The organism is Thermococcus litoralis DSM 5473, assembly GCF_000246985.2.
GTDB classification, from domain to species: Archaea; Methanobacteriota_B; Thermococci; order Thermococcales; family Thermococcaceae; genus Thermococcus_A; species Thermococcus_A litoralis.
The window spans coordinates 903,102-916,378 of record NC_022084.1 but is presented as its reverse complement, the minus strand read 5'-3'; the positions used below and the strand labels follow the sequence as shown (position 1 = coordinate 916,378).

15 protein-coding genes are annotated in these 13,277 nt (G+C 41.7%); 5 read left to right on the top strand and 10 right to left on the bottom strand.

All coding sequences use genetic code 11. The annotated features are described in order from the left end of the window. Nucleotides 1-3: 3 nt before the first annotated feature. From OCC_RS04955 to OCC_RS04940, 4 genes are read left to right on the top strand one after another with little or no spacing between them, the layout of a single operon-like run. Nucleotides 4-1,206 carry a glycosyltransferase gene (locus OCC_RS04955; RefSeq protein ID WP_004067306.1) on the top strand — a complete coding sequence of 401 codons (1,203 nt, stop codon included), beginning with the start codon at nt 4-6 and terminating at the stop codon, nt 1,204-1,206. Continuing rightward, nucleotides 1,203-2,444 carry a polysaccharide pyruvyl transferase family protein gene (locus tag OCC_RS04950; RefSeq protein ID WP_004067307.1) on the top strand — a complete coding sequence of 414 codons (1,242 nt, stop codon included), beginning with the start codon at nt 1,203-1,205 and terminating at the stop codon, nt 2,442-2,444. The genes OCC_RS04955 and OCC_RS04950 overlap by 4 nt, the downstream gene beginning before the upstream one ends. After that, nucleotides 2,441-3,640 (top strand): Coenzyme F420 hydrogenase/dehydrogenase, beta subunit C-terminal domain, encoded by a 1,200-nt coding sequence (locus OCC_RS04945; RefSeq protein ID WP_004067308.1) that lies wholly within the window; start codon nt 2,441-2,443, stop codon nt 3,638-3,640. Before OCC_RS04950 ends, OCC_RS04945 begins: the two co-directional genes overlap by 4 nt. A 14-nt stretch (nt 3,641-3,654) precedes the next feature. Next, nucleotides 3,655-5,325, top strand: a complete 1,671-nt coding sequence (locus OCC_RS04940; protein ID WP_004067309.1) for a hypothetical protein — start codon at nt 3,655-3,657, stop codon at nt 5,323-5,325. 11 nt (nt 5,326-5,336) lie between these two features. On the opposite strand, the gene OCC_RS04935 is transcribed toward OCC_RS04940, so the two are convergent. From OCC_RS04935 to OCC_RS04915, 5 genes are all read right to left on the bottom strand, one after another. Continuing rightward, entirely contained in the window at nt 5,337-6,545 is a 1,209-nt protein-coding gene (locus tag OCC_RS04935) for a lipopolysaccharide biosynthesis protein (RefSeq protein ID WP_004067310.1), read from the bottom strand. A 58-nt stretch (nt 6,546-6,603) separates the two neighbouring features. Continuing rightward, the gene (locus OCC_RS04930) at nt 6,604-6,825 is read right to left on the bottom strand and encodes an oligosaccharide flippase family protein (RefSeq protein ID WP_004067311.1); all 222 of its coding nucleotides are present in this window, start codon (nt 6,823-6,825) and stop codon (nt 6,604-6,606) included. Nucleotides 6,826-7,175: 350 nt separating this feature from the next. Further along, nucleotides 7,176-7,364 (bottom strand): DUF5615 family PIN-like protein, encoded by a 189-nt coding sequence (locus OCC_RS04925; RefSeq protein WP_004067312.1) that lies wholly within the window; start codon nt 7,362-7,364, stop codon nt 7,176-7,178. Continuing rightward, a complete protein-coding gene (locus OCC_RS04920) occupies nt 7,348-7,581 on the bottom strand; it encodes a DUF433 domain-containing protein (protein WP_238565083.1) in 234 nt (77 codons plus the stop codon). Before OCC_RS04920 ends, OCC_RS04925 begins: the two co-directional genes overlap by 17 nt. Before the next feature lie 208 nt (nt 7,582-7,789). Beyond that, nucleotides 7,790-8,290 carry a hypothetical protein gene (locus OCC_RS04915; RefSeq protein WP_004067314.1) on the bottom strand — a complete coding sequence of 167 codons (501 nt, stop codon included), beginning with the start codon at nt 8,288-8,290 and terminating at the stop codon, nt 7,790-7,792. 202 nt (nt 8,291-8,492) lie between these two features. Here OCC_RS04915 and OCC_RS04910 point away from each other — a divergent pair, with 202 nt between their 5' ends. Continuing rightward, nucleotides 8,493-9,905: an ATP-binding protein gene (locus OCC_RS04910; protein WP_004067315.1), complete on the top strand. Its 1,413-nt coding sequence runs from the start codon at nt 8,493-8,495 to the stop codon at nt 9,903-9,905. Nucleotides 9,906-10,018: 113 nt separating this feature from the next. Here OCC_RS04910 and OCC_RS04905 read toward each other — a convergent pair whose 3' ends face one another. The 5 genes from OCC_RS04905 to OCC_RS04885 all read right to left on the bottom strand — a co-directional run bounded on the left by OCC_RS04905 (nt 10,019) and on the right by OCC_RS04885 (nt 13,267). Then, nucleotides 10,019-10,903: a UDP-N-acetylglucosamine 3-dehydrogenase gene (locus OCC_RS04905; protein ID WP_004067316.1), complete on the bottom strand. Its 885-nt coding sequence runs from the start codon at nt 10,901-10,903 to the stop codon at nt 10,019-10,021. Nucleotides 10,904-11,170: 267 nt separating this feature from the next. Then, the gene (locus OCC_RS04900; protein ID WP_004067317.1) at nt 11,171-11,572 is read right to left on the bottom strand and encodes a nucleotidyltransferase domain-containing protein; all 402 of its coding nucleotides are present in this window, start codon (nt 11,570-11,572) and stop codon (nt 11,171-11,173) included. Continuing rightward, on the bottom strand, nt 11,553-11,966 hold the full coding sequence (locus OCC_RS04895; RefSeq protein ID WP_004067318.1) for a HEPN domain-containing protein: 414 nt from the start codon (nt 11,964-11,966) through the stop codon (nt 11,553-11,555). Before OCC_RS04895 ends, OCC_RS04900 begins: the two co-directional genes overlap by 20 nt. Before the next feature lie 18 nt (nt 11,967-11,984). Continuing rightward, nucleotides 11,985-13,085, bottom strand: coding sequence for a DegT/DnrJ/EryC1/StrS family aminotransferase (locus OCC_RS04890; RefSeq protein ID WP_004067319.1), 1,101 nt, complete (start codon nt 13,083-13,085; stop codon nt 11,985-11,987). Next, the gene (locus tag OCC_RS04885) at nt 13,082-13,267 is read right to left on the bottom strand and encodes a hypothetical protein (protein ID WP_004067320.1); all 186 of its coding nucleotides are present in this window, start codon (nt 13,265-13,267) and stop codon (nt 13,082-13,084) included. Before OCC_RS04885 ends, OCC_RS04890 begins: the two co-directional genes overlap by 4 nt. Nucleotides 13,268-13,277: the final 10 nt, after the last annotated feature.

Genomic DNA, 13,277 nt, shown 5'->3' with positions numbered 1-13,277 from the left:
AAGATGTCCTGTTCAGAAACTGAAAAATTATCTACGATACTTATTATATCTCCCCATACAAAGGTTAGATTAAACGAAAATCCCACTGAGGGCGTTGAAAGCAGAGTGTCGTCAATTGCTGGGATCCTTGCTGGTAAGGATAGAGAGGTTATAGTATTGGAACCCTCCGATTTAAAAAAAGAAGATGACCAAGGAAATATCATTAGAGAATATTTTTATGCGTTTGACTTCATAAAAATAAAAAATATGCGTTTGGGCTCATATTTTCTCTCACTAAATCCGTTTTACCAATCTAAGCTTTTTAAGATTCTGAAGAAGTATTCTCCATCAATCATTTTAGTAAGCCAGCCGTGGGGGCTCTTTTCTACATGGCTGATCGCCAAAAAGATATTTGGGCTTAAATCTTTCATCATCCAAGACTCTCACAATGTGGAGAAAGAGTATGCAAAAATAATAAGCAAAGATAAGTCTATTCCAGCATTCATTAAGCTGTTTTACATTGTAACAATTGGATGGATTGAAAAGCTTGCCTTGAGATATGCTGACTGCACACTGGCCATAAGTTGGGAGAATAAGAGAAAGTTTGTCGAGGAGTATAGAGTGTATCCGGAGAAAATACGAGTCTTGCCCCCACTTATTAATTACAGTAGCTATCCAAAAAGAAGAAAAGGAGCTTTAAAAAGGGATAAATCTCAAATTCTGGCAGTATTCCATGGAATCTACAGAACAGTACAAAATAGGGAAGCAATTGATATAATAGTGAGAGAGCTTGTTCCCAAATTGAAGCAATACAAAAATTTCAAGTTTATCATCTTTGGAAAGGGCGTTCCAAAAATTGAGAGAGACAATCTTTATTCCTTGGGCTTTGTGGAGAATGTTTACAGCACTTTACAAGAATGTGATATAGCTGTTGTCCCTCTCATTAGCGGAGAAGGTGTTAAGCTTAAGATGTTGGATTATATGGTTGTGGGTTTACCGATAGTAACGACTAAGAAGGGTGCTGAGGGGTTAGAGTTAGTGAATGGTAAGCATGCGATAATAGTTGATGATGTAGATGAAGAGTTTATAAGGGCTGTTGAGAATTTGATAAAGAATCCCAAGGCGAGGAAAAAACTTGGATACCACGCTAATAAACTAGTAAAAATGCATTATAACAATGAGAAAGTAAAAATAGGAAACCCGCTAAAAGGAGGGGAAGTTTTATGAGGGCTCTGATCCGGATTTGGAATGTGTTTAATTATGGGGAGGAGATGATGTTAACTACACTAGTATCCTCTTTTTCAAAGAAGATAGGTAGTATCTCGGTAATTCATTCTCCAAATGTTAGCTTTGAGGACGCAGAGGGGCGAATAAATGCATTGTTTGAGAACAAACTGAATCTCAAAGTGCATAGCCCCAAAATAATATTACAAAAAAGCCTACTTTCGTATCTTATCTATTATTTTATTTACTATCTGCTATATCTACCACGAATCTTGCTAAGAAATACTTACAATATAATTATATACCTCGGGGGAGATGTTTTTTCTGAATATTATTTTAATCCAGGTTTGTTTATGGAATTGGCATATTTAAAGTTGATATCCAGAAGAAAAAAGGTTTTCTTGATTGGTCAAACAATTGGACCGTTTACGGGATGGAAACGTAAATTTGCAAGATTCTTTTTAAGAGAGCCATTCATATCAGTTAGGGATGATTGGTCCTATTCTTATGCTGTTGACACCCTAGGTTTAGCCCCTGACACAGTATTTAGGGGTTCAGATTTAGCATTTTTGGACTTACCTCGACAACACTCACAAGATTATAGTAGTGTACTTGGTAAATATGGATTAAGGGATAGAAGATATATTGTACTGGTACCATCTGGTTTATGGATGAAATACGCAGAAGATTTTGATAAGTACTATGAAGCTTGGATTCATGTGATAAGAGCGCTTCATGATAGATACCCTCAATACGATATCGTTTTATTAGCTCATGTTCACAATCCTTCTTATGTAAGTGATGCATATGTCATTCGTCATATTGCGAGTTCAACCCCAGACGTTCCTATGGTTTTGATTCATGATGTAATCTCCCCCTTGGAAGCGAGAATTATTTTGGGCCGCAGTTTCCTAACTATAACTGGAAGGATGCACGCGGCAATATCCACTCTCCAACTGGGAGGGATCGCCGTGGCTATCTCGTACTCTATAAAGTATGATGCTATTTTGGGAGAACGGATAGGTATCCCTCAATTAATTATCAAGTCAACCCCTGATTTGTGGGAGAGTGGAAAAATAGTGGATGAGATTTTAAACAAGATAGAATATTGCAGAAGCAACTATATGTCCATTAAAAAAACTATAAGATTAAATGTGTTAAAAGAAAAAAGGAGAGCATTGTCTCAGGTTCATTGGATTGAAAGGAGGATAATAAAATCTCTGGAGGGAGATGTCAAATGAGTACTCTTCTCCCAAGACAGAAAGCCCCCCCAGCAATTGACGTGATAGGGACAGATAAGTGTACTGGATGTTTTGGGTGTTATAATGCGTGTCCGTATAATGCAATTGAGATGAAAATTAGCAGAGAAGGATTTTACATTCCCATTATTAACGAAAACTGTACATATTGTGGGGTTTGTCAAGAATTCTGCCCTGTTATCTCTCCTTCCCTCATTCCAGATAGGCTTCGTGAACCAATTATTTACGCTGGATGGTCCAATGATAGAGAAGTGAGAATCAAAAGTTCTTCTGGTGGAATCTTTTATGAACTTGCTCGGTATGTAATTGAAGAGGGGGGGAGTGTCTTTGGAGTTGCATGGGATGGAGCAAACCGGGTTAAGCATATAAAAGTTACCCGTTTGGAAGATCTGCCTTTGATAATGGGCTCGAAGTACCTTCCCAGCAACGTGGGCAAATCCTATAAAGAGGTTCTTAAAGAGGTCAGAAGTGGTTCACTGGTTCTATTTTCGGGCACTCCCTGCCAAGTATCGGCACTGAGGAAGTTCACTCGTCGTAAATATTCGAATCTGATTACTGTTGAAGTTGTATGCCATGGAGTTCCATCGTATGTAGTGTTTGACAAATACTTGGAGTGGCTGTCCAAAAAGGAGGGAAAGAAACTTTCTCGTATCAACTTTCGGCACAAAGCAGAGTCGTGGGACGAGTTTAATATTCAAATAACATTTGAAGATGGTAGCTCTAAAAATGTTCATCACTGGGGAGATCCATTCTTTGCAGGTTACCTCAGGAATCTTTATCTCCAGAAGGCATGCTACAATTGCAAATTTAACCGGTTACCCAGGAATGCGGATTTAACTCTTGGAGACTTCTGGGGAATTCCGAAGAAATTATACAATAAAGAGGGCACCTCGGTCATTCTGGTGAATACCTCTATAGGGGATATTATTCTGAACAATCTTAAAAAACTGGGAAGGATAACATTACATCCTATCACATCTGTTAGTACAGCCACCAAGAAAAATCCAAGATTATTGGGCTCTAGTTTGGAGGTCCCTCCACTTAGAAAAGAAATTATTGAGCTAACTAGCAGAGAGGGATTTGGCTCCATAGTTAGGTATACAAGACCCTTGGGTTCTTTTAAGTTAAGGGCTCGGCACTATTTACTACTGTTGCGGAGATTGCTAAAGGGATATTAAGGGGTGTTACTCCGATGAAGCATAAAAAGCTGATTAGAAGTTTGATAAGCATTGAATGTTTAATTTTAGCGCTTTTATTGATTGCAATCATTCAAAAACCTTCTCCCTATTGTGTTCTTTGCTACTTACTAATGGCTTTAATGCCTGTGTTCTTGTATATTGCTCCTTCGGACGCTAATATAATGGTACTTATCTATCTGTTCTCAGCAGGGATGCTCCTAAGCTATAGTCTTGTTGGAATACTTAATGGTAGTGGGGATATCTACAATGCTTGGTATTACTCTAAGCTCACTCTTATTAACGGCCATTGGGACCCCAATAGGACTACATTTAGCTACAATTTTGTTCTTCCTATTGTTATCTTAATGCCAATATTGTCTATGTTGTCCGGTATGAACTTGATCTATTTATTAAAGATAATACCCAACCTGATATTTTCACTTGTTCCGGTCATACTTTTTAAAATCTACAGGATGTATCTGGATAGAGATATTGCATTTTGGTCAGTGCTATATATTATCTCTTTTCCGGCAATGTGGTATATGATGCCCAACGTCCCCCGTTCTGAGTTTGCTAAGTTTTTACTTATAATAACCCTGTATTTAATACTTATTAAGCGGAATTTCCAATCCCTTAGATTTGTGTTAATTTATCCCCTTCTGGCTTTTTCGATAGTCACCTCCCATTACACTACTGCGGCTATTTATGTTGCTCTGGCTATTTCTGCTATTTTGTTAGTACATCTTGGGTGTTCGCATGGGACGGCAATAAAGAACAATAAACACTTTGGGTATTTTACGTACCTGATGATAATGTTATGGGTATTCTGGTATGGAATATTGTTCCTTTCATATCCTTTTATTGGAGGAATTCAGGTACTGTATCGTACCTTTTTGATCTTAAATGGGTTATTCGACCTTTCGGGGGTTAGCTATGCAATATCCTCGGGAAGCTCTGACCCTTCGTGGGTTATTACTATGATAGTTTATGGAGCCACACTACTAATTGCCTTTGTTGGTTTTTTCTTTTTGTCGTTCAATCATCTAAAAAAAGAAAGTGGGTTCTTGCCTTGTTATTTGGTAGTAGCATTTATTGCGTATATACTGCCTATTATTGGATATGCGGGTGGGATAGGGTTGCTTAGATTAAGTTTTACAACTATGTTTGTGTGGGCTCCAATATTTGGAATTGGACTCTCTAAAAGTTTGTCAAAGATCACAACGAATCGTCGGTTTAAAAGATTGTTATTGGTTTCGTTTTTCTTCGTTTTAATCTTGGTTAACACTCATTCACTCCAATATCTGTTTCTTGGAAGTTCTAACAATCCTGCTATTACATGGAATGTTTCTCAGCAGAAAACTTGGACAACATTGGATGAATATCAAGGAGCTCTGTTTGTTCGGCAGAATATTGATTCCGTCGCTGTTGAACGGGGATCTGCCGCAGGTTATGGGTTGATCTTTGCTATGAAACATCGTATTAAACCAATACCCCGTCCGTTGGAAGGCGAGTATATCTATGTTGACACCCAGTGTACCGTGTATAACAAGTATGTAGTAGGTATTTGGGATACCTCAGGATTGAGATTTGTTTCTATATCATTTACGGATAGTGATGTGTATCCCATTTATGCGGTTATATCTAACAGGATATATTCCAGTAAAATGTGGATTTTGATGAGGTAGCAGTAACAAGCTCAAATAAGTAGAAAGAGAATGGCGCAAAACATCCCAAGAACTTGAGCAATAATAAGTCCAATTCCTACGCCCTCAATCCCGAGCTTCGGCACGAGCAGATAGCTCAATCCCAAAAACAGCACCGCCTTTAGAACGTTTATTCCAACTACCTCCCTCACTCTCTTCCCTATGTTGAGCACGCTTATTGAAAAATTCACCGGGACAACGAAGAATCCCCCAAGAACCATCAGCCTCAGGAGCTTGAGGCCGTTGACGTACTCCTCCCCGAAGAATCTCAAGATTAATCCTCCGAAGAGCCAGACAAAGACCGTTGCGGCGGTGAGGTACAGGTAGCTAAACGCCACCGCTTTTTTCAAAGTTCTTCTCATATCCTTAAGCCCGTAGCTTCCCTCGACGAAGAAGGACGTGTTTATCGCATTGGGCACAAATAGTATCAGATTCCCGACCGCGAAGGCTATGTAAAAGTATGCCGTCTCCTCCTTGCCGAGCATGGTCAGGATCAGCGTTGGCATTAAATAGTTCGGTGCGCTGTTTGCAAGGCTCGCTACGTAGTTGCCGAGGGAGAACTTGAGGGAAGATTTCAGGTACTCAACATCCGGTTTGAACCTTATGCCGTCGACGGCAATGATGCCATAGAGAACTCCCAGAGCTAGCCCCAGCCCGAAGGCGCTTACTATCCCCAGGGCACCGAGAGACACGAGAGCAAAGAGAAACAAAAACCTCAAGGAAAAGAGAATGCTCTGGACGAAGCTGTGTTCGGCCTTTCTCTTCACTATCGCGTACGTTGAGAGCACGTTATACGCGGTTCCGGTCATGGAGAAAAGCACGAACAGCAACAGGAACTTGAATGAAAAAAGCTTCCCTAATGAATCGGATTTCCCCATTACCAGAACGTACGCCGTTGAGGCCACCACGGAGGCGGCGAGCGCCAGGATGAGGGAGCTCCCCACGGCTCGCTCCCTGTACTCGGGATAGAAGCGGATTAATGAAAAGTTCAGGCCGAGCAGAGACACTGTGAAGACGAGGTTTATCGCCGACACCAAAGCAGAGGCGACCCCAACATCTTCAGGGGAATAGAGCCTAGCCGCAACGTTCCAAAAGATGAAGCCCGCAACGGCTGTTATCATTGAGGACGCTGAGATGTAGATTGAGTTCCTGTAGAGCGGACTTTTGAGGTTTTTGAGCTCCTGCCGTATGAATTTCATCATTCCCTTTTACACCCCTTGAATTTCACTATAAAGTGATGTTTTAAAACTTCACTCAATGTTAAAATCTTGGTGGCACATTTTGGAAGCCCAACGTGGCGATAACGAGTGCGATGCTTAGAACAGTCAAAGCTAAGTTAAACACCCCATACTCCCCAATAGAAAAGTACCTTGCTATTACAGCCCTGCTTAAGAACCCAAAAAACATTGAAATAACAGTCCCGGCGAAGACGATTCCCGTTCCCCTGGCGATCTTTTGGAGTGCTTGACTTGCCTCGCTCATGGGCTTCACCTTCGACTATGATGGCATTATGAGGGCTTTGAGGGCTTTAATTTGTAATAAGTGCCCCTTCCAGTTGCTCCAATTTTTCCAAATATCTCTCTTTAACCAGTTCTTTTTAAATCCTTTGTAGCAGTAGCCTCTGATACCCCAAACAACTTTTGATATTCTTTATTCCCTATCCTTCCCTTCTCCTTCACATAGAGCACGGCTTTAATATGTGTCAAAGAATAATAACTTTGTCCTTCTTCATTATTATAAGCTTTCCAAGGTTCTCCTCGATTATTTTAATGTTATTCATGAACACTTCTGTGACCTCCCAAGGCAGGGATAGGTATCAACCAGCACAACGGTCAATTTTCTTGAAGGCTGGCGAAGTCTTTATCTAAAGTAACTAGAACACGCCCTTCTCTTCTTGCTATCCTTAAGACTTCCCTATCAGATAAGCCCCTCCGTATTTCCTGGACTCTTTTGACATCGTACTTTTCTTGTAGCATCTTATATAACGATAACGGGATGTTCTCGTCAAGGAGATATCGCATCAATGATCTCCACCTTTGCAAGTTTTGATGCAAATTTAATAGCTTCAAGGACATCTTCCCTAGTTAGTTCAGGATACTCCTTGAGGATATCCTCGATGGTAAGTCCCGCCCCTAGGAGCTCTAAGATAAGGTACACAGGCATCCTCGTACCTTTGATTACAGGCTTGCCCCCCAAAACTCCGATTCTGCTCTCTACTCTCTTCATAATTCCACCCATCTACACATACATGCTGTGACTATTTAAACATTGCACTTCTTTTACTGTTACTTTTTTCTTTTGAAAGCCTCGCCCTTTAGGGCGGGGAGGAGGTCAGTTGTTCTGCTTTCATTGCAGCACCTCACACAACCCGAGGGAAAAGGTGGTTAAATCTTTCGGTCAGTGAAAAATTTACAGCTAAATATAGTTAAAACAGAGACCGTAGAACCTACCACCCGGCTTCCTCAAGCGCACAGTCGCTCATCTCGTAGCCCTTCTCGACAAGTACTTTTCGAATTTCTTTGACGAGCTTTAGAAACTCCCTCTTCTTATCTGGATCGTACGCGACTGAGCGGATTATATCGTAAACAACCGCGGACACTGAGCCAAGGTCAGGGGCGTCGTCACGGAAGAGGAGCATGCCTACGACGTTTCCTCCCCGCTCCATGTAGCAGCCGAGTTCGTCGATGAGCTCAAGGAAATATATGACTAAATAGTTCCCTACCTCCGAGTATGTTTTGGCACTTATGACTCCTTCCCTGACTACTTTGCCAAAAGCTTTGTAGATGTCCTCATCGAGCGGCACGTAGAGAATTCTGGTTTTTCTTTTTTCGGCTTTTGTGCTGGAGCTTTCGTTCTTTTTCGGGCTTTCTTTTTGGGTGGTAGTTGCTGAGTCAGTCCTTTGGGATGTTGTGTTTGCCCGGGAAGACAGATTTTTGTGGTACTTCATTGCAACCACCGCTGGGCAGGACAAATGTGGGTGGTTAAACCTTTCGGAGGGATCAAAAATGTACACTCGCGTGTAAACCTAGAGGTTGACACGAGCCACAGACCTAGAGACTTATACACTCACTCTTCTCCCCAAGTCCTGGGGCTTTCAAAAAGGCAAAATTTTTATATTCAGTTAGTGAATTATTCAGTAGGTGAATATAATGCGCTTCATCAACAGGGAGCATGAGATTGCGATGCTTCAAAAGGCTAGAGAGCTTTCAAAGAAAAAGCTCTACACCATTGTGATTTATGGAATGAGACGGGTTGGAAAAACGAGACTTCTCCTCGAATTTTTAGAGGAAAATGATCTATACCTTTTTGTTAACAGAACAAAAACCTCGGAATCCCTCCTGAGGGAGTACGAGGAAATCTTAAGAAAGAAAGGGATAATAACAAGGTATGAACACATCTCAACGTGGGATGAGTTCTTTGAAGTTCTCTTCGAGAGGTTCAACGGCGTAGTTGCGTTTGACGAGTTTCAAGAATTCCAAAAAGTCGATCCATCAGTGATTCCAACTCTTCAAAGGCTGATAGACATGAACGAAAATAGAGGAGGCATTATGTTTATTTTCACTGGTTCCACCATAGGACTCATTGAGAAGCTTTTTAAAGACTCCAAAGAGTCGCTTTATGGGAGAATAAAGCGGAAAATCCATTTGAAAGAACTTGGAATCAAAGGCGCATACGAAATGGCGAAAGAGCTCAAACTAGAGAGTCTTGATGATTTCATAAGTCTTTACTCTATCTTTGGAGGCTTCCCGAAATACTATGTTACAATCGAAGATGAGGGCCTTGAAGGAAGAAGCGCAGGAGAGATAGTTAAAAATCTCTTTTTCACACCATCCGCTCCTTTAGAGGATGAAATACCAAAAATACTTTCTCTGGAGTTCGGTAGACGATCGGGGGTTTATTATGATATTCTTGAGGCCGTGGCAAATGGGGCCACATCAATAAGCAAAATAGCGGGTTATATGAACAGAGAAGAGACATCACTGACAAGACAGCTGAAAGAGCTGATTGAGTATTTTAAGCTTCTCTCATATGACCGGGCAGTTCTGGGAAAGGAAAGAGTGCTCTATATAAATCATCCCCTGATTAATTTCTGGTTCCGCTTTATTCATCCAAGGCTGAGCGAATACGAAGCAATGCGCGAAGACCTTGGAGAAGAAGTAATCTCCATGCTACCCGAGTATGTCGGAAGAAGGTTTGACTTTATATGCAGAGAGCTGTTGTGGATACTAAACCGTGAAAACAAGCTCCCATTTAAATTCACGGAGGTAGGGCGACACTGGGGTTATTATAGAGAGGAAGGAAAGCGCAAGGTTTATGAAATAGACATAGTCGCTCTCAGCAGAGATAGAAAAAAAGCCATTTTTGGAGAATGTAAATGGAAGAAAAAAGCGATCAATGGAGAAAAACTCGTTGAAGAGCTGAAAAAGAAGGTTAAGCTCACGGGGTGGAAAGGAGAGGCATATTATCTTATATCAGCCAAAAAGATCAAAAATGCTCCTGAAGATGCAGTAATATTGGATGAAAAAGCAATTCTCAAAGTTTTAAACTCTCCTTCTCCTTAACTTCTTTCTCATACAGGTGAAGAAAGAGAAATACAAACTTAAAAGTTCTGAACTGCCTCAAACATCTAGGGCCTTTGCGCTTCTTGCACTTTCCAAGGCCTTTATCGCAACTTTTAGCGCATGGAGGCCATCTTCCCCAGAGACCAAGGGCCTCTTCCCGTCTCAACGCACTCAACGAAGTGCTCGAGTTCGTTCCTTAAGGGCTCCTTAACGTTTACCTTTGCCTCTTTGACCCATTCGTGGTTGTATATGACTAGCTTTTGAGTGATGTAGTCTAGCTTGGCTATTCCCTCAGTCCCCACCACGCTTAAGGTTCTAACCTTGTGGGGGGTTAGCCAGTTGGTCTCAACAATCCCCGTAGCATCTCCAAAGTTCAGCATTATTATGGCGTAATCCTCAAGTTCGAGCGGGTTCTTGGCACTTCCGGCTCTCGCATAGACGCTCTTAACTTTATCTCCCAGTAAAAAGCTCATAACGTCAATGTCGTGCACAGCTAAATCCACTATAACTCCAACGTCCTTGATTTGCGGGGGCAAGGGCCCAACACGCTTTGCGGTGAGAGTTACTATTTTGCCGATCAATCCCCCATCTAAGACCTCCTTGAGCTTCAAAACCCCAGGGTTAAACCTCTCCACGTGGCCGACCATTAAAACAACACCCTTGTTTTTAGCAGCTTTGATTATCTCTTCGGCACTCTCAATGCTCTCCGCAATGGGCTTCTCAACTAAAACGTGAACTCCATTCTCAATGAACTCTAAGGCGACTTGCCTGTGGAGAGAAGTCGGGACGGCAATGCTGACAGCATCGACCTTCTTTATAAGCTTCCTGTAATCTGCAAAAGCCCTCGTCTTGAACTTTTCCGCGACCTCTTTGGCTCTTTCAAAGTTGGCATCTGCCACTCCGACTAACTCGACTTTGCCTTCTTTTGCCAGTTCTGAGTAAATCCTCACATGATGAAAGCCCATGTTGCCAACTCCAACAACTCCAATGTGAAGCATGTACATCACCCTTTATGAGCGGCTACTAGTTGATTTTCTTTAAAAGTATAAAAAGCTACTCTACAAAGCTGAACAAGGTAGATGTTGCAAGCTTTGGAATTGCTAATGCTTAAAATGGTTTATTGAATGTAGTCAATACATCGCTGATTCTTTGGCATTTTAACTGAAGATGAATATCGCGAGACCAAGAAAAAACTTAAAGAGTTGGAAGGAGAGTTTGAGAAATGGGATTAGCCCCCGACACAAATGTGGATTTCTTTTCATCTATTATGGGCTAATCATCATCCAGTACTTTCCCTTCTTCAGGCCTTTCTTTTTAAGCTCTTCAAACTTCTTCTTTGCGATTCTATAAAATCCATCATCGTGGAGAACTTTTCCATAAGAAACTGCGTCAAGTGCTGTTGGGGAGAGGTTTTCCAAGGCTCTCAAGAACTCTTCTCTTGTATAAGCTATTATGTCCACTGGTAGAAAATCCTTGTTTAGAGCATACAGCTCTTTTGTCCTCTTTAGGGGATTTTTCTCTAGCCTGTTGGAGATAACGACAATGTCAAAATCACTCGCCCTATTATAATCTCCCCTCGCGTAGGACCCAAAGAGGATCACAGTGGCTTCTCCGTTCAAGTGCTCAACAATCCTGTTTACAAATTCTTTAAGTTGCTTGAAGTTCATCTGCAACTCCCTCGATAAATCTGATTATCTTTTCCGCATATTCAATAAGTTCTTCGGCGATATCTTCCGAATAATATTCAAATGGAGAACCTTCTGGATACGCATCAGGATACCTCGGTGCTATGTAGTTCCTGTCCAGCTCCATTGCAAAATACAAAATCTCTTTGGGAACTTTTATGTTGTTTTCAGACAGCTCTCTTAGGAGCCTTGTTATTGAGTGGCCAATGGGGGCAAAGCCTAATCCTCTTAAAATCGCTTTTGCCGCTAATTCTGCTGCCTGTTGAGCTTTAAAACTTGCCCACTCATAATAACCTTCTTTCAAATCAGAGTATGCAGAGGCAAGGGTTCTTTTGGCTTCTGCAATCCAGCGTTCATACTCTTTCTTCTTGAACATAAATGACCTCCCGTTAATCTATTGTTCGGATATCTCCTTAAGGGTTTTGATTATGTACTCTATGTCCTCATTATTCACAGCTGGATGCACTGGAAGGCTTAGTACTCTCTTTGAAGCTTCTATGGCGTTGGGGCAGATGTCCTTTGGATAGCCAAGCCTTTGATAGAGGGGCTGATGATGAACTGGAATTGGATAGTGGATGGCTGTTCCAATGCCCTTCTCCCTCAGCTTTGCCATGAGCTCATCCCTGCTCAGCGGGAACTCATCCTCAACTCTAATCACATATTGGTGGAAGACGTGTTTAACTCTACTATCAACGTAGGGTGGAGTTAAGCTGTCTATCTTGCTTATCCCCTCGCTTAAAAGCTTGGCGTTTTTTCTCCTCTTTTCGTTCCACTCATCGAGCTTTTTGAGCTGAACTCTTCCAATTGCAGCTGCAATATTGGTCATTCTCAGGTTGTAGCCGAGCTCAACGTGGAGGTATTTTTCTGCCTGCCCGTGGTTTCTAATCAAATCTGCCCTTTTGGCTAGTTCATCATCGTTAGTTACTACCATTCCACCCTCACCGGTGGTCATATTCTTAGTTGGATAGAAGCTGAAAGCAGCGATGTCTCCAAAGGTTCCCACCTTTTGACCCTTGAATTCCGCTCCATGAGCCTGTGCGCAGTCCTCAATGAGGTAAAGCCTATGATCCTCAGCTATTTCTTTGAAGGCCTCCATATCCGCAGGCTGGCCGTAGAGGTGGACGACTATTATCGCTTTTGTTTTGTTGGTAATCTTCTCAAGAACCTCGTTTGGGTCGAGGTTGAATGTTTTTGGATCAATGTCCGCAAAGACGGGCTTTGCTCCCTGGAAGAGAACCGCATTTGCAGAGGCTATAAAAGTGAAAGGTGTTGTTATTACTTCATCACTAGAGCCTATTTTGAGGGCTTTGAGAGCGACATCCAAGGCGGCAGTACCGTTGACAACTGCTATCCCATACTTAGCCCCTAAGTACTCGGCAAATTCTTTCTCAAAGGCTCCAACTTCTTTTCCATGGGCAAGCATTCCACTCTTCAAAACCTCGATGACCGCTTTAATCTCCTCATCTCCGATTAAGGGCTTGGCGATTGGTATCATAGTTGTTCCTCCTTAATAGCTTTGGATATCATAAGAGTCCTTTTCATTTCAGCGACTTTAAGCCTTTTGTAATATTCCTCATACTTTTCCAAGGGAGTCTCCTCTATGCGTTTCTTGAAATTATCTCCAAGCATTTTTAGTAACTCTTTGCTTGAGATTTCCGGACTTTTGTTTCCTCTCATATTTTGCACT